This is a genomic window from Peribacillus muralis (genome assembly GCF_001439925.1).
Lineage (GTDB): Bacteria > Bacillota > Bacilli > Bacillales > DSM-1321 > Peribacillus > Peribacillus muralis.
Genome location: NZ_LMBV01000020.1, coordinates 57,827 through 78,735, shown reverse-complemented (window position 1 = coordinate 78,735; position 20,909 = coordinate 57,827). Strand labels below are relative to the sequence as shown.

At 41.6% G+C, this 20,909-nt stretch carries 16 protein-coding genes; 5 read left to right on the top strand and 11 right to left on the bottom strand.

Going from position 1 to position 20,909, the window contains the following annotated elements; genetic code table 11:
* The first annotated feature begins 428 nt into the window (after nt 1-428).
* Both ASU00_RS19030 and ASU00_RS24710 read left to right on the top strand, forming a co-directional pair.
* Nucleotides 429-1,190: an alpha/beta hydrolase gene (locus tag ASU00_RS19030; RefSeq protein WP_057915048.1), complete on the top strand. Its 762-nt coding sequence runs from the start codon at nt 429-431 to the stop codon at nt 1,188-1,190.
* Nucleotides 1,191-1,237: 47 nt separating this feature from the next.
* Complete coding sequence (locus ASU00_RS24710; protein WP_082630470.1) at nt 1,238-1,408, top strand: CsbD family protein; 171 nt, start codon at nt 1,238-1,240, stop codon at nt 1,406-1,408.
* A 60-nt stretch (nt 1,409-1,468) separates the two neighbouring features.
* Here ASU00_RS24710 and ASU00_RS19025 read toward each other — a convergent pair whose 3' ends face one another.
* The 5 genes from ASU00_RS19025 to ASU00_RS19005 form a co-directional block, all read right to left on the bottom strand.
* On the bottom strand, nt 1,469-2,611 hold the full coding sequence (locus tag ASU00_RS19025; RefSeq protein WP_057915047.1) for a PP2C family protein-serine/threonine phosphatase: 1,143 nt from the start codon (nt 2,609-2,611) through the stop codon (nt 1,469-1,471).
* Nucleotides 2,612-2,876: 265 nt separating this feature from the next.
* Complete coding sequence (locus tag ASU00_RS19020; RefSeq protein WP_057915046.1) at nt 2,877-3,710, bottom strand: CheR family methyltransferase; 834 nt, start codon at nt 3,708-3,710, stop codon at nt 2,877-2,879.
* Between the two features lie 28 nt (nt 3,711-3,738).
* Nucleotides 3,739-6,534, bottom strand: a complete 2,796-nt coding sequence (locus tag ASU00_RS19015; RefSeq protein WP_057915045.1) for a response regulator — start codon at nt 6,532-6,534, stop codon at nt 3,739-3,741.
* 271 nt (nt 6,535-6,805) lie between these two features.
* Nucleotides 6,806-8,116, bottom strand: coding sequence for a hemolysin family protein (locus ASU00_RS19010; RefSeq protein WP_057915053.1), 1,311 nt, complete (start codon nt 8,114-8,116; stop codon nt 6,806-6,808).
* Nucleotides 8,117-8,295: 179 nt separating this feature from the next.
* Nucleotides 8,296-8,748: a MerR family transcriptional regulator gene (locus ASU00_RS19005; RefSeq protein ID WP_236712778.1), complete on the bottom strand. Its 453-nt coding sequence runs from the start codon at nt 8,746-8,748 to the stop codon at nt 8,296-8,298.
* A gap of 491 nt (nt 8,749-9,239) precedes the next feature.
* Between ASU00_RS19005 and ASU00_RS19000 the strand changes: the two genes are divergently transcribed.
* Entirely contained in the window at nt 9,240-9,665 is a 426-nt protein-coding gene (locus ASU00_RS19000; protein WP_057915044.1) for a DUF4395 domain-containing protein, read from the top strand.
* A gap of 11 nt (nt 9,666-9,676) precedes the next feature.
* On the opposite strand, the gene ASU00_RS18995 is transcribed toward ASU00_RS19000, so the two are convergent.
* The 4 genes from ASU00_RS18995 to ASU00_RS18980 form a co-directional block, all read right to left on the bottom strand.
* Nucleotides 9,677-11,425: an FTR1 family iron permease gene (locus ASU00_RS18995; RefSeq protein WP_057915043.1), complete on the bottom strand. Its 1,749-nt coding sequence runs from the start codon at nt 11,423-11,425 to the stop codon at nt 9,677-9,679.
* Between the two features lie 87 nt (nt 11,426-11,512).
* On the bottom strand, nt 11,513-12,799 hold the full coding sequence (gene efeB, locus ASU00_RS18990) for an iron uptake transporter deferrochelatase/peroxidase subunit (protein WP_057915042.1): 1,287 nt from the start codon (nt 12,797-12,799) through the stop codon (nt 11,513-11,515).
* Nucleotides 12,800-13,645: an iron uptake system protein EfeO gene (gene efeO, locus ASU00_RS18985; protein ID WP_057915041.1), complete on the bottom strand. Its 846-nt coding sequence runs from the start codon at nt 13,643-13,645 to the stop codon at nt 12,800-12,802.
* A 131-nt stretch (nt 13,646-13,776) separates the two neighbouring features.
* Nucleotides 13,777-14,253: a MarR family transcriptional regulator gene (locus ASU00_RS18980; RefSeq protein WP_057915040.1), complete on the bottom strand. Its 477-nt coding sequence runs from the start codon at nt 14,251-14,253 to the stop codon at nt 13,777-13,779.
* A 129-nt stretch (nt 14,254-14,382) separates the two neighbouring features.
* Here ASU00_RS18980 and ASU00_RS18975 point away from each other — a divergent pair, with 129 nt between their 5' ends.
* Nucleotides 14,383-15,888: an MDR family MFS transporter gene (locus tag ASU00_RS18975; protein WP_057915039.1), complete on the top strand. Its 1,506-nt coding sequence runs from the start codon at nt 14,383-14,385 to the stop codon at nt 15,886-15,888.
* A gap of 45 nt (nt 15,889-15,933) precedes the next feature.
* Here ASU00_RS18975 and def read toward each other — a convergent pair whose 3' ends face one another.
* A complete protein-coding gene (gene def / locus ASU00_RS18970; protein WP_057915038.1) occupies nt 15,934-16,512 on the bottom strand; it encodes a peptide deformylase in 579 nt (192 codons plus the stop codon).
* Between the two features lie 255 nt (nt 16,513-16,767).
* Between def and ASU00_RS18965 the strand changes: the two genes are divergently transcribed.
* Nucleotides 16,768-18,501 (top strand): AAA family ATPase, encoded by a 1,734-nt coding sequence (locus tag ASU00_RS18965; RefSeq protein WP_057915037.1) that lies wholly within the window; start codon nt 16,768-16,770, stop codon nt 18,499-18,501.
* A gap of 273 nt (nt 18,502-18,774) precedes the next feature.
* Here ASU00_RS18965 and nagE read toward each other — a convergent pair whose 3' ends face one another.
* Nucleotides 18,775-20,691: an N-acetylglucosamine-specific PTS transporter subunit IIBC gene (nagE, locus tag ASU00_RS18960; RefSeq protein WP_057915036.1), complete on the bottom strand. Its 1,917-nt coding sequence runs from the start codon at nt 20,689-20,691 to the stop codon at nt 18,775-18,777.
* Between the last annotated feature and the right edge of the window lie 218 nt (nt 20,692-20,909).

Here is a 20,909-nt window from a genome sequence, read left to right as displayed (position 1 = left end):
TCAGCGACCATTTCATCTTATCATTTTCATAGTAAGAAGTCAACAGTTATTATTTTTTCTTTCGGTTAATCTGCCGAAAGCTGATGAAATATTTCATGTGTCTTACTTGGTGCTTATTTATATTAATCCTATTTCATCTTAAAGTCAATGCATTTTATAAATATATTAAAGTTAATATCCCGTAATCAAATCTTGGCTTCTTAACGATCGTGCACCAGAACCGATGCCAACTCAAGCTCTTCTATATAAACCGGTATTGTGAGCGAGCGATGCGCCTGTGTGAAGATTGATTTGTTTGGAAAAGTGCGTTTCCTCTTACTGAAATACGCATAGAGCCAAGTTGACTTCGCAAATCGGAGTATGATATTGTATAACCAAGTAATATAATCGGATTAATGCACAAACGTCATTTAAAGGGAGATGGGAATATGACAGCAGCAAAGGTAATATCAGGTGCGGAACAGTTTTTCATACCCGGCAATTCTATCGGTATCCTTATTTGTCATGGTTTTAACGGAACACCACAAAGCGTAAGGTATTTAGGTGAAAACTTTGCTGCAAAAGGATTCACTGTCTTCGCCCCTCGTTTGGCTGGCCATGGAACGGATGAAGCTGAAATGGAGACAAGCGATTATCAGCAATGGATACAAGATGTGGAAATGGCGTACGCAAAGTTAAAACAGACCTGTACAAATGTTTTTGTAATCGGGCAGTCAATGGGAGGCGCTCTTGTCCTAGACTTAGCAACTAAAGTGGCCTGTGATGGGATCCTCACGATCAATGCAGCTCTCCAAGTTCCGGAATATGAAAAATATTGCAACAAAACGGTCCCACGATTCATCCCCGAAGGCAAGCCTGACATAAAAGCCGTTGATAGTAAAGAAATTGCCTATGACAGGGTTCCAATAAAAGCCGTTAATCAGTTACTGGATATTATGAAGCATACCGGCGCACAACTCCAAAAGATCACTTGCCCACTCATCCTCTTCCACTCCCCAGAGGATCACGTAGTACCAGACCGATGCTCCCATCATATATACGAAACTGTTTTATCGGATGATAAAGAAATGGTTTCACTTGATAATTCATATCATGTGGCATCACTTGATCATGATAAAGATTACATCATTGAACGGTCTTATCAATTCATTCAAAAGCATACCAAACTGACAAACAGGGTTTACGCATAAACTTAACGGGTATATAGAGGATATAAAGAAAATAAGGAGGTAACATAATGAGCGGTTTATCAGACAAAGTAAAAGGTGCTGTAAATAAGGTAAAAGGCGAAACGAAAGACCAGGTCGGGAACGCGAAAAATGATCCTCACTTACAAGCAGAAGGTAAAGTGGATAAATTAAAAGGCAATCTTCAAGAAGGTCTTGGCAAACTGAAAGATAACAAATAATGTATACCCATTTCTTATAAAACGAAGAGGCGGCAGATAATCTGCCGCCTCTTCGTTTATTCAATTAGCCTGAATGACTACAAGACACATATCGTCAGGTTGATCTTGCTGCATTTCCGGGGACATCACAAAATCGATTGGCGCAGTTTCCTTACACTCAAACCATCTTGTCGAGACCGCTTCCTGTATTTGGTCCAACCCTTCCGTCCCTTCCCCGTCTATGGCTTCCATCACCCCATCCGTAAAGAGCAGAATCTGAATCTTCTCCTCATAATGAATGATCGATTTCTCCATTTTCATCTCGGTAAAGAAACCAACTGGACATGTCCCTTTTTTAAGCGAAGCCACTTTTCCATCATCCATCCTAGCAAAGCCAGGCGGATGCCCAGCATTGACATATTCCACTGTTTTTTGGTCCGTATCAATGATCATATAAATGGCGGTAAAATAGTAATGCACATGGTTATCTTCTTTATTAAGAATGCTCATCCAGCGATTCAATTCATGAATGACCGCCACTGGATCCGTATGGGTCCTGATTGCATCCCTCAAAACAGATGAAATGAACATACATACAAGCGAGGCCGAAATGCCATGCCCCATCATATCCAACAGAATGACCCCATAACGGTTTTCATCAATGCGATGCCAATAGTACATATCCCCTGCTAATTTATTCGCAGGTAAGTATGATGCCTTTATAGTTAAATGTTCACCTACAATGGGCTCGCTTAACAAACTGCTTTGAACCTGCATGGAAAGATCCAATTCATTGCGTATTTTTTCATCCTGCATTTTGTGCCAATCTTTTTCATATTTAAGCCTTAATCCTACACGGATTCTTGCAAGCAAATCAATTTTATTAATAGGCTTCATTATATAATCGATTCCGCCTACATCAAGTGCCTCGGCGACCTTATTTGAATCTTCAAGAGCGGTCACAAAAATCACAGGTATATCTTTAAGGTGAGGAATACTTTGCAATTTTCTGCAAGCCTCTATCCCATCTATGTCAGGCATCATGATATCAAGCAGGATTATATCAACAGAAGTTTCTTTAGGTTGCGGACTATCCACCTGTAAATATTCAAACATTTCAACAGCTGAATTTAATGATATAAAATCCGTATAGCCAGCCCGCTTTAAAATTTTTTCTATAACGAAAAGGTTAACCTGGTTATCATCTACGATTAAAATCGTCATTGTTTCATTCCCCTTTTGGCTTATATCGAGCGGCAGCATTTATCTTTATCATATCAATCGGTTCATTTCATAATAAATATGATTCTATTATAACGAAGTTCAGACTCATTTAATAATAATTAGCAATGATGGCAAATCCACTTGAAGTCTAACTGATTCTATATACCCTATCCTTTAATAGCATAAACATAAAAATGCAAAGGAAATTGAAAAATACCGGAAAAATTCTAATAAAAATAAAGAGTCCGCAAGCGCGGACTCTTTATTATAATTTCCGATAAATCCGTTCCTTTGGGTCAAAGTCCTCGTAGTCTTCCGAAAAGGAAGACGTATGAAGTGTTTCCTTGCTGCCAACCGCTAGGAACCCATCTTTACATAGACTGTCAAAAAACAGCTGATTAACATAGGTTTGTAACTCACTTGTAAAATAGATCATCACATTCCGGCACATGATGATATGAAACTCATTGAACGATCCGTCCGTAACTAAGTTATGCTGGAAAAACTCGATGTTTTTAAGCAGGCCGGAATCAAGGTAGGCATATTGATAATCGGTAGTGTAATACTCCGAGAATTCTTGGTTACCTCCAGCGTGCATGTAGTTCTTCGTATAAGACTGCATTCTATTTAAGGGCAGTATGCCTTTTTCCGCATGTAGCAGGACGTCTTCATTCATATCCGTTGCATAAATCCTCGCCTTATCATAAAGCCCTTCTTCCTTAAGGATGATAGCCATGGAAAAGGCTTCCTCACCAGTGGAGCAACCAGCATGCCAAATCCTGATTTCCGGAAGGTTTCTCAGGAGCGGGACGATATTCAATCGAAAAGCTTTAAAGAAATCGGGATCGCGAAACATTTCGGTAACATTTATCGAAAAATCTTTTAGAAGCTTCTCGACATATCCTTTTTCATATAAAACCATTTCAATCATTCCGCTTATCCTTCGAATATGATCAAGTCTCATTCGATTTTCCACTCTTCGTTTTATTGAAGAACGCATGTATTTGCGAAAGTCAAAGCCGGAAACGGAATAAATGGCTTGTAACAATAATTCGATTTCTATATCTTCTCGCTCTTCAATCGTTAAAGTATCCTTCATGCAAAACCTTCCTTACCTATACTATCAATCAATTAGTCAGCCATACCCTTAGAACGGATAATAATTGATCTAATTTCAATGGCTTGCTTACATAGTCGGAGGCACCCGCTTTCAGGCATTTTTCCCTATCGCCTTTCATCGCTTTAGCCGTTAACGCAATGATTGGAAGGTTCTCGAACTGATTCTGCCCGCGAATCCTTGTCATCGTCTCGTAACCGTCCATGCCTGGCATCATGATGTCCATTAATATTGCATCTATATGATTACCATTTTTAAGAATATCCAAACACTCATAGCCGTTTTCGGCTGTCAGGATCTCCATGCCCTCATGCTTAAGGGCGTTTTTAAGCGCAAATATATTTCGGTGGTCATCATCAACGACCAAGACGGTTTTATTTCGGAAAGGTTTAGCGCTATTATCTTCTTCCAGTGATTCCACTGCCGGTTCTACCTGATCGCCGAGAACGGCGCCTGATTCATCTTGTGTAGCTGCAGCCACTTCTGGAGAAGCAGCTCTTGCTTCACCAACACTTTTGAAGCCCTCTGGCATGCTTGGAATGAAGAACGTGAAGGTACTTCCTTTTCCTTCTTCACTATCGACGACAACCCAGCCACCTAGTAGCTTAGCGAACTCACGGCAAATGGATAACCCCAGTCCTGTACCGCCATATTTCCTCATTGTAGCTCCATCACCCTGCTGGAACGCCTCAAAGATGATTTTTTGCTTCTCTTTTGAAATTCCGATGCCTGTATCAGTCACCTTGATCTCGACCCAACTGTTCGCTCCTTTTGTTTGGATCCATTGAGCTACATTTTCTTCATCAGCTTTTTTGATTTGGACAGAAACGGAGCCTTTTTCCGTGAATTTAAAAGCATTGGACAACAGGTTTTTCAGAATTTGCCAGAAACGCTGTTCATCCGTAAAGAAAATATCCGGAACACTTTTATCTTTTTCTATTATAAAGTCAATGTTCTTTTTCTTCGCTACATGATCGAAGTTACGGTGCAATAATTCAGGAAGCTCACTCATGTTCATTTCATCGAATACCACTTCCAGCTTTCCTACTTCCACCTTGGATAAATCCAAAATATCATTAATCAATGTTAATAAATCTTGACCTGATGAATTAATGACACGAGCGAATTCCTGCTGCTCTTCGTTTAATTTACTATCATTTGGATCGGAGAGCATTTCCGACAATATCAAAATACTATTGAGGGGTGTCCGCAATTCATGTGACATATTAGCCATGAACTCCGATTTATACTTGGAACTTAACTTTAATTCTTCGGCTTGTTTCTCAAGGTTCGATTTAGCAACCTGAAGCTCTTTCGATTTATCTTCCGTTTCGCGATTTCTCTCTTCGAGTTGCTCATTGATCATCCGCAGCTCTTCAGCCTGTGTTTGCAGTTCTTCTGATTGAGCTTGCATTTCCTCTGACTGTGATTGCAGTTCTTCCGATTGAGCCTGCAATTCCTCAGTCTGTGCCTGTGATTCCCGCAGTAAACGCTCGATCTCCATCCGGCCCTCAACATTATTGATCGTAATGCCTAGTGTATCAAGCACTTGATTGAGAAAACGTTTTTGCAGGTTCGTAAAGGACTCCAGACTAGCTAATTCAACCATCGCTATAACATCACCCTCAAAAAGGACTGGAGCAATGACTATGCTTTTCGGATTCACTCCGCCTAGCCCTGTTGTAACCAGTTGGAAGTCCTCAGGAATCTCGGCAATGACTTTCAATTTCCCTTCAAGGGCGCATTGCCCAATCAGACCTTCGCCCAATCGGAATTCACGTCTGCCTGAGTCTTCTCCATCTCCCGCAAAGCTCGCAAGCTTCACGAAACGCATATCGGCACCCTCACCCCGCTTGACGTAGAAAGCTCCAATTGAAGCTCCCATCATCGGTGTAAGTCTTGTAATGAACCGATCACCCAACACCTCGACATCAACGATACGCTGATACATGGTCGCTATATCGGCAACACGAGTTTGAATCCAGTTTTGATCACTGATTTTTTCAGTGAAGTCCTTCTCTTTTTGATGATATACTTCAAGCGATTCTGCCATATCATTGAAGGATCGGGCCATAACACCAATTTCATCATTAGTGCGAACCGGAACTCTTGGCACGACCGACAGATTTTTAAAGTCGATATTTTTGATGACCTTCGTAATGGATTGCAAATCTCTAGACGTACTTCGCATCATCCAAGCCATCGTTACCGAAATAACCAAAATGCTAAGAATAACCGCAAAGATGATGAAACCAATCATGTCTTCATAGGTTTGTTTCGAATTTTTCAAGGTTTCTTTCATGACACCTTCTTGATAATCCTTAAAGTCGTCCATCGTGCTTATGACTTTCGTCCGTTTTTCCCTTTGGTCTTTCATCAGGCTCGAAATATTTTCGCCAGTATTTCCTGATTGTATATTTTGCAGGATCTCCGCTTCCGTTATCGAGTATGATGCATACTGCGTCTCGAACTCTTTCAATAGTTGCTTTGCCTTCACCTTTGTTAACGTACCTGATAAATTGGCAACCTTTGATTCAATTAAACTATGATTCTCATTAATGATTTCAAGGCTTTCTGCTCTTTCTTCTTTGTTTGCATCGTTGGCCGCAAACAGAATTTCCCGATCCGACCTTGAAAACAGCTGCCGTATTTCCATCGACGCTTGAACTTTTTCATAGCGATTTTCAACGATTTCAGTCATGCTGCTCTTTAAATTGTTTAGCGTAAACATCATGAAAGAAAGTAATATCGCCAAGAAAAGCAAAATTAACCCGAATCCTAACATTTGCTTCTTCTTAAAACCCATATTTCCGCCCACCTTCATACTTAATTATGATCAGCCAAAATTAAACGGCATTACAAGATACTTCATTATTACTTTTCGAATAGAAATCTCATTATATGCTTTAAATTTATCGTACATAATAATACTCAAGCTACATTTTAACATTTTCCAACTAAAAATGGTTACCTACATAATTATTTAACAAAAATTTCTTATCCTTGTATTCATCCGTGTATGTTCTACTAAAAGGCAAAAAACCGAAAGGATCCACTTTCGGTTTTTTTTGTCTTGTTTATTGGGTTTTCTTTTGGATTTTCTTCACTTCAACATATAAAACATGGTGACCGTCCATTTCTTTTACAGTGAATTCATATCCGGCGTATTCCATTCTATCCCCAACTGCAATTTCAAACCTTCCAGTCAGGACCCATCCGCCTAGTGTATCAATATCTTCCTCGGGTAAATCTATGGCAAGGGTATCATTGACATCCTCAACCAATGTTTTTGCGTCGAAAACATAATGTCCCTCATCGATTTTTTGAATAAGCGGACGTTCGTCCTGGTCAAATTCATCGCGAATTTCGCCAACAATTTCTTCAAGGATATCTTCAACCGTAACAAGGCCTGCAGTTCCGCCATATTCATCAGTCAAAACCGCCATATGGATTCGTTCCTTCTGCATTTTCAGCAGCAAGTCATGAATCGCGATTGTTTCGAGCACACGAATGATAGGCGTTATGAATGAATCGACCGTCATTGCCGATACATTGTCCTCTGTTATCGTCGCTGTATAAAGACGTTTGATGTTGACCATGCCGACAACATTATCTTTATCACCATCTATGACCGGGTATCTCGTATATTGCTCCTCTTGAATCAGTTCAACGACTTCCAATAACGGCATGCCCTTTTCAATAACGGTCATTTCCGTACGAGGAACCATGATTTCATTTGCGATACGCTCATCAAATTCAAATATCTGATTAACATATTTGTATTCCGATTGATTGATTTCACCGCTTTTATAGCTTTCCGATAAAATGATGCGAAGTTCTTCTTCCGAATGGGCCATTTCCGACTCAGAAGCGGGCTTTAACCCGAATATGCCTGTAAGGAGACGGGCAGAACCATTCAACAACCATATGAAGGGATATAAAATACGGTAAAAAAGGATTAACGGTTTAGCAAAAAGTAAGGTGACTTCCTCCGCCTTTTGAATCGCTACGGTTTTTGGCGCCAGTTCTCCGACGACAACGTGAAGAAAAGTCACTGAACCAAAAGCGATTATGAAAGATATGATATGACTTACGGATTCCTCAAGCCCCCATCTTGTGAACAACGGCTTTAAAATTGCCTCAACGGTAGGCTCGCCCAACACCCCTAATCCTAGAGCCGTTACGGTAATCCCCAATTGACACGCTGATAAATACTCATCGATATGGGTTGTAACTTTCTTGGCTGCCAGGGCACTTCTATGACCCTCTTCAATCAGTTGGTTAATGCGGGAGCTTCTGACTTTAACGATCGCAAATTCCGAGGCAACAAAAAATGCGGTTAATGCTATTAATACAGCTACTGCTAATAATTTTATAAAAATCTCCAATATGTGCGGGCTGACCATCATGCCAATCCTTTAAACAGCTGGACTGGACATACACGGTTTAATCCCAAGCACCTCCTGTATAAATGGTTAGTTTCATTACTGCAGCATGCACCAAAACCATTTAGCCTATATCGTTATTATGCACCTATGCGCACTAAACTATAGGGGATAAATTTCAATCATACAAGCAACACTAATAATGATTGGATTAAGGTCATGCTTTCATGGGAAATCTGTTTTTTTAGAAGAAGTTCATTTTTTTCGTCTTTTTTTATCAAGCTTATGACTTCTTGAAGTTCCTCGTTCAAGCCATCCATTTTATTTTTCAGCTTAAGCCCAGTTTCCTCTATCGCTGATAATGCTTCCATGTCTTCTTTTAACAATTCTTTTATATCTTCCAATGAAAGGTTTTTTCGTTTATATCGCTCGATCCGGCGAAGCCTTTCCAGTTCACAGAGTGAATAATAACGGTAATTGGAGGCGGAACGTTCTGCTTTAAGCAAACCTAGGTTCGTATAATAATCAACGGTTCGTTTCGTAACATTCGCCATTTCCGCCAACTCGCCAATTTTTAATGTCTCGTTCCCAATATAACCCCTCCAAACCGTCGCGTGATGGTTTAGGCAATTCAAAATCCCTGCCCTTACACCCTGACATTTTATTCTATTCTCCAATCGTACATTATTTTAACTGAAATGAAAAATAATAGTGTTGGATAATCGGGGTATTATTTCTGTTCTTTTGGTCTTTACCCATCTGGGAAACAAAAAAACCGATTAATGGATAATCGGTTTTTACCTATATATATGCTATTTATTTTTTTGTTTTCACAGAAAATTGAGTGCTCAATATTTTAGGACCGCATTGGCATAGGGTGGAATGCTTTAGCTTTTTAATTGGTGTACCGCAAGTTTCACATACTTTAGCTACCACGTACCCGTCCCTCCTCATTTAAACTAGATGTTAAATATATTATAGCACTTTTTTGATTATAATCAATACTAAATTAAAATAATTATAATTAAATCCATTCCAGCCGCTTTCTTATCATACTGCTTCACAAATGAGTAAAATACCGATATGATGAACGTTAATAAATCCCACCAAGAAAGTTGGTTTTCCTATGACCAGTGAAATTCGCTCCATACCACGTCCCTTAGTACGCACGAATCAATGGGTCATCTTCCTAAGTGTATCCATTGCCTTGTTGACCGGCCAATTTATGTTATTAATGGTTCCTTTAACAGCAGGGCTTTTAGGTCTTATCTTTAAATTCAACCCCATTATGCGCTTAGCAAAGCTCTTTTTGAAAAAAAAGCCTTCCGAATATATTCCTGAAGAGCATTCGCAGCAGCAATTCAATCAGCTGATTGCTGTCGTGTGCCTAGGAGCTGGCTTGATATCCTTTCTGTTCGGTTGGACTGTTATCGGTTTTCTGTTCACCTTGTTGGTCGGGATAGCTTCCCTCATCGCCATTCTTGGGTTTTGCATCGGCTGCTTCATCCTTTATCAATGGAAGCAATATACCCATAAAAGATCTCTTCGCTGAAGTACTATATTTCATCCTGATAAGGAATTGCTTTTTTTAACCCAATAAGCAGCGAATATTATCAATAGAAGCAGAGCAGCTTGCGGTACAAGCGTTTCGATTGTTGGATAAAGACCTATCGCTTCAACAAACGGGAAGGAGCTGATCGTATTTGTCGGAATCACTTGGGAAACTTGGAGCGAATGGATAGAGACTCCAAGTATCTTGAAAGCTAGAGCATATATGAGTAACGTCGCCACTTTAAAGAATAACGTCATCGGTAATTTCACACTGTAACGCAGCATAATGAAACCAATCACCACTAAAGTGAGGAAAGCAAGCAAAATCCCGCTTAACAGCTGCTTTATTTCCATATAAGGTGCCATTCCTGCATAAAAGATAATGGTCTCCGCACCCTCACGGAATATCGATAGAAAACTTATTAACGCAAATGAGATGATGCTGCCCGTGGCAATGGCCTGGTTCATTTGCTTGCTGATATATCGGTTCCATGCATGGACATTCGCTTTACTATGAAGCCAAATGCCAATCGTCAACATCATCAATACTGCCATTATTCCAGTGATTCCTTCAATATATTCCCGACTTGATGCAGCCGTGATCTGTGAGAACACGATGTTGATGATGACAGCCAATATGGAACTGGCAACTAATCCCGCTCCAACCCCTGCCCAAATCCATTTCTGTTTGTCCGCTTGCCCGATTTTGGTTAGGAATGATAATAATGTAGCTACAATCAAGAGCGCTTCCAATCCTTCTCGTAACAGAATCAGTGCGGCATCCCATGTTGTATAGCTTGTATCATCAACCAAAGGTAGTAATCTAGTGTTTAAGTCGGATACGATCGCCTTTGCTTCCTCCGCCTTAATATTCTTCGATTGCAAGAGGCTGATGGCGGTTGGAACTTTCGTTTCCATATCACTGTAAAGCTTGCTGTCCCTCGTGGAGACCTCCCCTTCAACATTAGGCCAAATCGTTAAAATTTCATTTAACCGATTAACGGCCGAATCAATGTCATCTTTTTCAATATTTGTAACACTTCCTTGAAGCAGTTGCGTTACATCTGCAAGTGAATAAGTTGCCTTCTTGCTTCCTTTTTCAACTTTGCCAGCGAGGAAATCCTCCATCAGTCCTTTTAATTCAGCTACATTACTTTTGGCTTTTTCCTGATCAGGAGGATCTTGTGTAATCGCAATTCGCACAAACGCCATTTTCGTTTCGATCTCACCATATGTAGCCACACTTTTTTCCCTGACAACAACCTCCGCGTCGGTCCAATGATTCAGCAGGTTGGCATATTGAACGTTAGCCTGATCAAAATCCTTTGCCGTGATAGAAGCGTCCAATTCATCTATTAAAGGTAAAAGGGCTTGTAACCTTTCTTTATAGTCCGTTTTGTCAACGGGGTTTTCCTTCGCGTCATAGGTGACAAGCGCATTTGATAATGCCGAAAGCCGCTTTTTAATATCAGCCGTCGAGGCTCCTTCCTTCAATGCACTTTTTACGGATTGCAGCTCTCCGCTTACCTTCTTCGCATCTTTGCTGTCCGTTTTAATCGTTTTCCAATCTTTCTCGAATGAATCGATGTTTTTCGATACCTGCTCAACTTCCCCGGATTTTAGCTTCATTAAACTTTCGCCAATATATACAAAAAGCTGATCGTGATTTTCACCAGCCGAGGCCATTTTGACACCAGGTAAAATGATTAAAAAACTGACCAGCAAAACCACTATCCCACTCTTCCATTTAAAAACGTTCATATTCGCCCCTCCTCATTCATGAACTAAAATCGCCAACCCGGATTACATCCACGCTGGCGATTTTACGTCCTACATCTTAAATTCAAATTATCCAAAAAGGGAATCTCCTATATACCCACCCTTTTTCACACCTGGTAAACACGCAAATATGGCACTTCCCCTGTGAACGATATACTCATTTAGCTTGTCATTTTTTGCGAGTCGCTCCTGTATGGGGATGAATTGTTTACTTGGGTTTCGCTGAAAACAAATGAATAGCAGACCAGCATTGAAGCTGCCTGTTTTGGGATCCATGCCATCCGCATATGAATACGGGCGCCTCAGGATTTTTGCTTTGCCGTCTCCCCTAGAGAGGCTCATATGGGAGTTTTCCGGAATGATCTGGTTTCCATTTGAATCTTTAGCTTCTAAATCAACGCGATCAAACTCATTCTTCATCCCTAATGGAGCTCCGCTGTCCCGGTGACGCCCAAACGTGTTTTCTTGTTCTTTCAATATCGTACGGTCCCAAACCTCGATATACATCTGGATTCGGCGCACCACCATATAACTGCCGCCAACAAGCCAGTCAGGTCCATCCCCGACCTTCACCCAAACATGCTCATTCATTTCACTGCCATCATTCGTATCCGGATTGACCGTCCCATCCTTAAAACCGAATAAATTACGCGGTGTCGTCTTACCCGAATCGGCTTGCTTAGTCCGTTGAAAACCCGTCTGCGCCCAGTGAATGATCGTTTTCCCTCTTCCTATCCTCACCAAGTTCCGGACGGCATGAAAAGCGACTTGCAAATCATCGGCACATGCTTGAATGCAAATGTCCCCACCACTCCATGAATCTTCCAACGCATCCATAGGGAACTTTGGCAGAGCATTCAATTCAGCAGGTTTTTTTGATTTTAAGCCAAACCGGTCCTTGCCATCCTTTGAAAACAGGGTCGGCCCGACGCCAAAAGTAATCGTTAAATTGGAAGGTGATAATTCTTTCGCTTCCCCCGTATCCTTTGGAGGCATATTTGCATTAAGAGATGCTTCTCCCACCAAGTTTCCCGCTGTCATCTGGGCAGCGGCCTCTGTCCAATCCTTAAATAACTGAATTAAATCAGACCTTTTATCCGTGGTGACTTCCAAAGAAGCGAAATACAGGTTATCCTGCGTTTCGGTGGTGATTCCCGCTTGGTGCGCCCCATAAAAAGGGACAATATCTTTCGTTTGTCCCTTCGCCCTTGAATCGGAGAGCGTCAACAGCCCGCCAATTCCAGATGCTCCTATCACGACTCCGATTCCACCGACTCCTGCCGTTTTCAACATTTTGCGGCGGCTCACCTTTTTAGTGAAAAGCTTCGTTTCATCACTCGGCGTATTTTCCTTCAATTATGATTCCTCCGTTACAATCCCTATTTGCGAAAGCGGTTCAGCCAAGGCATCGATCGCTTGACTTAGCTCTTTAACTTCGGATTTTTTTAAATCCGTATATGAAATGTATCCATCCCCTTCCTTATGCTTTTCAAGCAGGGCATACACTTCGTCAAAACGTTGTTGGATTTCCTCAGCAAGCTTTGCATCCTTTTCTTTTAACGCTGGAGTAAGCAGTTCAAAAATCTTTTCTGCCCCTTCAACATTGGCAACGAAATCATATAAATCCGTATGAGAATACCGGTCCTCTTCTCCTGTAACTTTACTTGTTGAAACCTCATTCAATAGATCGACTGCACCCGTGATCAATAAATCCGGCGTGACATCAACCGTTTCAACTTTGGCACGAAGCAAATTGACATCGCTCATCAACTGCTTTGCATACTTTTCATATCCTTTTGTCGTGTTTTCTTGCCATAATCCCATTTCAATGCGGTGGTACCCACCCCATTCTTCATCCTTGACATCACCTTCACGTGCATCGATTTTCGGATCTAGGTCACCAAATACTTCAGCGATCGGTTCGGCTCTCTCGTAATGCATACGGGCTGGCGCGTACACTTCCTTAGCCTTTTCAAGATCACCGGCTGATACCGCCGTCGTAAATTCTTCCGTAGCTTGTACAAATTCTTCTATTTCATTGATCGCATATTCGCGGTACTCACGCGATACATCATCCAGCTTACTCACACTTTTTTCTTTGGCTTTGTCATCTGCCGGCTTAGTCCCTTCGTTTTCCTGCGCACATCCGAATAATAGACTGGTGGATAGCAGGACTGCTAATGACGCCTTTGCTTTTTTCATAATGTTTTCTCCCTTTAATATGATTTGTAGATTCATATTAGCAGATAATGAAAATCATTATCAATATATATTTTATTTGAAATGTAGCATTTTCCATTCGTTTCTTATATAAAAAAGGTAGCCCCTATCAGCTACCCTCGTTCGCTCATTAATTTGTCAATTTCTTTATCCATGATATTTGTGATATCCTCAATAAACTGGATTGCGAATATCAGCTCTTGCTCGTTATAAGTGGAGCATAAATCCTGCGTGGCCGCCGACAGTGATTGATAATGCGATTTGATCTGTTCCTGCCTTTCAGGTATCGGTGCAATCATGACGCGCCTTCCATCCTTGTGATCCTGATCTCTTTTTACATATCCGGATTTTTCAAGGCGATTGATCAATGCCGTAACCGAACCTGTGCTCAATCCTGTAATTTTCGAAAGCTCACCTGCGGTTATCGCGCCTGTTTCTTTCAATATTTCGGCAGTCTTCAAGTCAGTATGGGTCACACCTATCTTTTGGGCCATGTTTTGTTGAAATAAAACGGATCTCATTCCGAACCGCTGCAAGCCATGAGTCAAACTCTCTAATAGAGCTACATTTACCTCTTTACCGCTTGACATGAAATGCCCCCCCTTTTAAACTTAAATTTATCTTGATTTTCAAGATAAATGTTTTGTTTAATCTTAACGTTTACCTTTCAACCATGTAAAGCAAATTCATGAATTGGTTGAAACGAAGGAGGATAATAAATGAACAATCAAAACCACCAGAAATTCATTGTTGCCGGGCTTTTATTGGGCATCTTGATGTCAGCAATGGATAATACGATCGTGGCGACTGCCATGGGAACGATCGTATCTGATTTAGGCGGGTTCGATAAGTTTGTCTGGGTCACATCTGCTTATATGGTCGCCACGATGGCAAGCATGCCGATTTTCGGTAAGCTATCCGATATGTATGGAAGAAAAAGGTTTTTCATTTTTGGACTGGTCGTCTTTTTAATCGGTTCAGCATTATGCGGCATGGCTCAAAGCATCGTGCAATTAAGCATCTTCCGTGCAATCCAGGGAATTGGCGGAGGCGCTCTGATGCCAATAGCCTTTACCATCATCTTTGATATTTTCCCGCCAGAGAAGCGCGGGAAGTTAACCGGGCTTTTCGGTGCTGTATTCGGTGCCTCAAGCGTATTGGGCCCGCTATTAGGTGCTTATATTACCGAGTATTCCAGCTGGCACTGGATCTTTTACGTCAACGTTCCGATTGGAATCATATCGCTATTCTTCATCTCGAAATATTACAAGGAGTCGGCAAACACCCAAGAGCAAAAAATCGATTGGGGCGGCGCAGCTACGCTCGTCATTGCCGTTGTCAGCTTAATGTTTGCGCTCGAATTGGGCGGGGAGTATGGTTGGTCTTCTTCTCCAATCATCGCTCTGTTTGCTAGCTTTGTCGTGTTCTTCGTTTCTTTTTTCTTTTTCGAAAGAAGAGCAAAAGATCCAATCATTTCATTGTGGCTGTTTAAAAGGCGATTGTTTGCCACTTCCCAAATTTTAGCGATCCTTTATGGCGGCACATTCATCATTTTAACGGTCTATATCCCGATTTTCGTCCAGGCCGTATATGGTGGCTCTGCCACGAATGCCGGGTTGATTCTCACACCAATGATGCTTGGCTCTGTAGTCGGCAGTGCAATTGGCGGGATATTCAATACAAAAACAAGCTTTCGCAACTTAATGGCGATTTCCGTCATCTGCTATTTCGTTGGAATGTTGCTCTTAGGGACGATTACCCCTGATACGAGCAGGGCTTCATTAACTTTGTTCATGATTCTGACTGGTTTTGGGATGGGCTTCTCCTTCTCCCTTTTACCTATTGCCTCCATTCATAATCTGGAGCCAAAATTCCGCGGCTCGGCCAACTCTACAAACTCATTCCTTCGCTCATTTGGAATGACGCTCGGTGTTACGATTTATGGGGCAATACAAAACAATGTATTTACAAGTAAGATGGCGGACGCCTTCAAAGGAATGCAAGGCGGTCCGGATCCAGGATTGTTGCAAGATCCACGTCAGCTCTTCCAATCCGATGCACGTGCCGAGATACCCGACTTTATCTTGGATAAAATCGTTCATGCCATGTCCGATTCCATTTCATTGATATTCACCTTGGCGCTCATCCCGATTGGGCTTGCAGCCATCACCGTTTTCTTTATGGGAAAAACGAGAGTAGAAACACCCGCAAAAGAAGAATCATGACAAATAACAAAAAAAGGCAAAGCATGGCGCTTTGCCTTTTTTACTTTACAGACTTTTCACTTCCACGTTTTCCGGAAGCTTGAAAGGGTTGTCGTCATTGATCCGGTCATAAAACATCATCCCGTTCAAATGATCTAGCTCATGTTGAAATACGATCGCGGCAAAGCCCTTAAGCCGCATCTCTATTTCCTCACCATTTCCATCCAACGCTTTGATTTTAACTCGTTCATATCGCGGTACATAGCCTTTGATATCACGGTCGACAGAAAGACAGCCTTCACTTTGCGGTAAATAGATCATGGTGGCCGAATGACTGACGATTCTCGGATTCACTAGGGCGCATTCATACAGCTTCCCCTTTTCATCTGGAAAGTACATAACGAACATGCGCTTGTTCAAGCCAATCTGATTGGCAGACAACCCAACACCTTCACGCAGGTTATACTTCTTTTGCAGTTTTGGATCCTGACTATTTTTCAAATATTGCATCATGCAGTCCAATGTTTCACGAACTTCATCTGAAATCGGCAGGCTAACTTCCTCCGTTACCTGACGCAGAATGGGATCTCCTTCTTTAACGATATCCTTCATCGTAATTATATAGTTGTTTATAAATTTACTCATCAAAATTCACACTCTTCTACCATTTTATTTTTTTCATCACTTAGACCATCTCACTTTAGCATTTCAAATTTAAAAAGTCTAATGTACAGGATGAATATGTATGTTAAAATGCCGAACTCCATGCTCATTATTTTCACGAACAAATACTATTTCTTGACTTTAACATTATTTACCTTTATTTTAGGGCGTAAAGACCTATGTATTACAGGTTTAAAAATTTTATACTGAAGATATATTCTTAAAGGAGATGAAAAATTGAATTCGAACTCTAAATTAGTTTCGAAGTTGCTGCCGTTCTTGACGGCTTTCATTGTGATAATTGCTGGAATCAGTTGGTATGTTGTAACTCAGTCAAAGGATACGGTCATTCCCTTTTCTTCGGTTGAAAAGACGATTAAAGCCCAAAATGGGGGTCTTGTCTCCATAGAAGAAAAAAGAAACGGCACCCTCCACATCACTACACCTGATGGAGAATATGTTTCTAGCATTCCTCCCAACAGTCAAATGATCGATAAACTTGTCGAAACTTATAACGTTCAATATTCTTTTTCATCAACTAATAAGTCGGCATTATGGATTCTAGGCGCATTGATGGCTACGCTGGCCGCAACCGCTGTGATCATACTAAAAAAATCAAAAGGCGGATTACACATCGGCAGCAAGAAACAAAGCCTCTCCAGCCCTAGGCCTTTACCAGAGATAACTTTGGCTGATGTAGGCGGCTTGCAGACCGAAATCAAGCAAGAAATCCTCCAGACACTCACTACATTAAAGGAACCTGAACGTTCAGCCAAAATTGGAATTAAGCCGCCTCAAGGCATTTTATTGTATGGACCCCCTGGAACGGGGAAAACGTTGCTTGCACAGGCAATCGCAAAAGAGCTTGGTGCAAACTTCTTCTCAACGAGCGGTTCAGCGTTCAACGAAATGTTTGTTGGAGTCGGTGCAGCCCGTGTACGCACACTTTTCCAAAATGCACGGAAGCAATCCCCAGCTGTCATTTTCATCGATGAAGTGGACGCGTTAGCTGGTAAAAGGAAAGCCCACGGCGGGGAAGAAGCCGAGAAAACGTTAACGGAACTGCTTGTCCAATTGGATGGAGGCCATCCAAATGAAGGCATATTATTCATTGCGGCGACCAACCGGAAAGATATGCTTGATGAAGCATTTCTACGCCCGGGCAGGATTGATTTCTCTTTCCAGGTTCCCCTTCCGGATACACAAGGGAGAAAAGAGATCATCGATATCCACACGAAGGGAAAACTTCTTGCGACAGATGTCCTGGCGTCGCTGGATGAATTGGCCGAAAGTACTTCCGGTTTTTCCGGTGCGGACTTAAGCTCCATGTTCGATACGGCGTCACGCCACGCCCTTAGAAATGAGCAAGATATGATCCGTAAACAGGATCTCGATTATGCGATTGACCGTACGATTCTAGGTGCCACTTCACGGACGTTGAATGATGTGGATACAAAACGGCGTGTGGCGATTCACGAAAGTGGACATGCCTTGATTGCCGCTTTTACCAAGCCCGGTTCTGTTCGGAAAGCGACCATCATCCCACGTGGCGAGGCCCTTGGATATGTTGCACCGATACCGAAAGAACTCCATCTGGCAACGGCAAGTGAATTGCTTGATCAAGTCAAAATGATTTTAGCCGGTGGAGTGGCGGAAAGAATGTATTTAGGGGAGCACAGCATTGGAGTAGGCGGAGATGTACAACAGGCGAAGCATCTCCTGGAACAAATGGTCGATACCGGAATGCTTCAAGACGGATTTACCCTCACCTTTAATAAAGGCGAGAAAGAGCAAAAAATGCAGGAATTATTCACCAAAGCAATTTCTGAAACGGAATTGTTGATTGACGCGAACCGCCCACAGTATGAAGTGCTTGTTGAGGAGCTATTGAAAAAAGAGACGCTCGAGGGATCGGTTGTACAGCGAATCGTTGATGCTCCCGAATTGACTAAGGCATGCTCGAACGCTTAACACAATATGGCTTGAAACATGTAAGGTAATACTCAGGAAAGGGTACGCTCTCTTTAAAGCTGGATGTTCCATTTTATACAGACAAGGACCTTTCCATTCATTAGAGTGTACTTGACCGTTTTGCTTCATTTCTTCACTTCTTCACAAATATACCAGTAGGCAGCCGAACGTTTTTGTTTAGACGATGGCTTCACACGCTTGAAGAGACGTTTGGCGGAAAATGATAAAAAAGGCAGTCGACATTGTCGACCGCCTTTTTTGTTATCCATCACTTCATTGTTTTTCCAACGAGATGATATCCGCTGTATTTTGTTTCTGCATCCCTGACTTTTGCAATTTCACTGACGTACCTTCAGGTAAGTTAGTGAATACGATAGGAGTGACAGTAGAAGGAGCGTTGCGTTTTATGAAATCAAGGTCAATGTCCAATAACGGCGTACCTTTTGTTATCTTCTGGCCTTCTTGGACAAGAGATGTAAACCCTTCTCCATTTAATTTAACTGTATCTAACCCAACATGAATGAGAATTTCCAGACCATTATTCATTTTCAAGCCTAGAGCATGCTTAGTTGGGAATACATTAAGCACTTCTCCATCAATCGGTGATACGAGTTTGCCATCTACAGGCTCAATTGCAAAGCCGTCCCCCATCATTTTCATCGCAAACACCTGATCAGGAACTTGTTCAATTGGTAATACGGTACCTTGTATTGGAAGAACAAAATCACCAACGCCTAAATCCAGGTCTTTGTTTTCTTCTACGCATTCATCCACAACTTGTGCTGGTGGAGCTGTTTTCACTTGGCTCGGACTAACGCCATTTTGGACAAGTTGCTTCATCGCATCTGCAACGAATTCGACATTCGTACCAACTATGACCTGAACGCTTGTTTTATTTAACTTCAGCACACCTCGAGCACCATGCCTTTTTAGAGCAGATTCGTTTATATTATCTGCATTGGCCACTACTAATCGTAAACGAGTTGTACAATTATCAATCGACTTCAGATTTTCTTTACCGCCAAGATCTTGAATGAACAGAGAACCCATATCGGTATATTTATCACCTGTTGTTACCATAGTTTCTTCTGCTGCTTCTTCCTCATCGTCTTCACGTCCTGGTGTTTTTAAATCCATGGCCTTGATGACGAAGTAGAAAATCACGAAATATATGGCTCCGTATACCAATCCAATCGGTATGATCCATAATGGTTTTTGGGCTATCCCAAAGTTCAGCATATAATCAATGGCCCCTGCCGAGAATCCGAAACCGTGATGGATATCCAACATAACTGCGAGTGCCATGGAGACCCCTGTTAATAAGGCATGTATGACATATAATACCGGGGCAATGAACATGAATAAAAACTCGATTGGTTCAGTGATACCGGTCAAGAAGGAAGTGAAAGCCAAACCAATTAGCATCCCCGTCACCAATTTACGTTTCTCTTTCTTAGCAGCTGCAATCATGGCTAATGCTGCCGCCGGTAGACCGAACATCATGATCGGGAAAAAGCCGGTCATGAAAGGTCCAGCATTTGGATCGCCTGCGAAGAAACGATTAATATCACCAGTTGCTCCATTATATTCACCAAATACGAACCATACTAAGCTGTTCAAAACGTGATGCAATCCTACAGGAAGCAATAAGCGATTTAAAACCCCAAATACACCAGCGCCTAAAGCACCTGCTCCTGTGATCCATTCTCCAATGTTATTGATAACATCTTGAATTGGTGGCCATACAATCCCGAATATTCCCGCGAGAACAATCATCGCAAGCGAGGTGATTATCGGGACAAACCGTTTTCCTGAAAAGAATCCAAGCCATTCAGGAAGCTTTATATCGGAGTATCTATTGTACAGAAAAGCTGCAACGATACCTGATATAATACCGCCTAAAACAGCCATGTCGATTTCTTTATTAATGGCCTGTGTACCATTCGTTAAAACGAAGTAACCAACAAGACCAGCTAATGCCGCGGCACCGCTACCGTCTTTAGATAAACCGATTGCTATTCCCAATGCGAATAGTAAAGCCAGATTATCAAAAATCGCTTTTCCCGCGGCTGCCATAAATGCAATATCCAGTAAATCGGGCTGGCCTAAGCGGAGCAATATAGCCGCTGCTGGCAAGACAGCAATAGGTAGCATTAAAGCTTTCCCAATTTTTTGTAAATAATTCAACATTGAACTCATCTCCCTTGTACCTAACTTGATGTATTAAGCGTTTTCATTTTGTTAATAGAATATATTTTTATTGGCTTATACTAGCACAGAAAATATATAGATGTCTATACCAATATCACTTATAAAATTTAACATTTCCGTTAATTATAGAGTTAACTATCTTTTTAACCTCTTATACAAAGCAACTGGTCTAGACAACTTTTAATAAAAGCGATAAA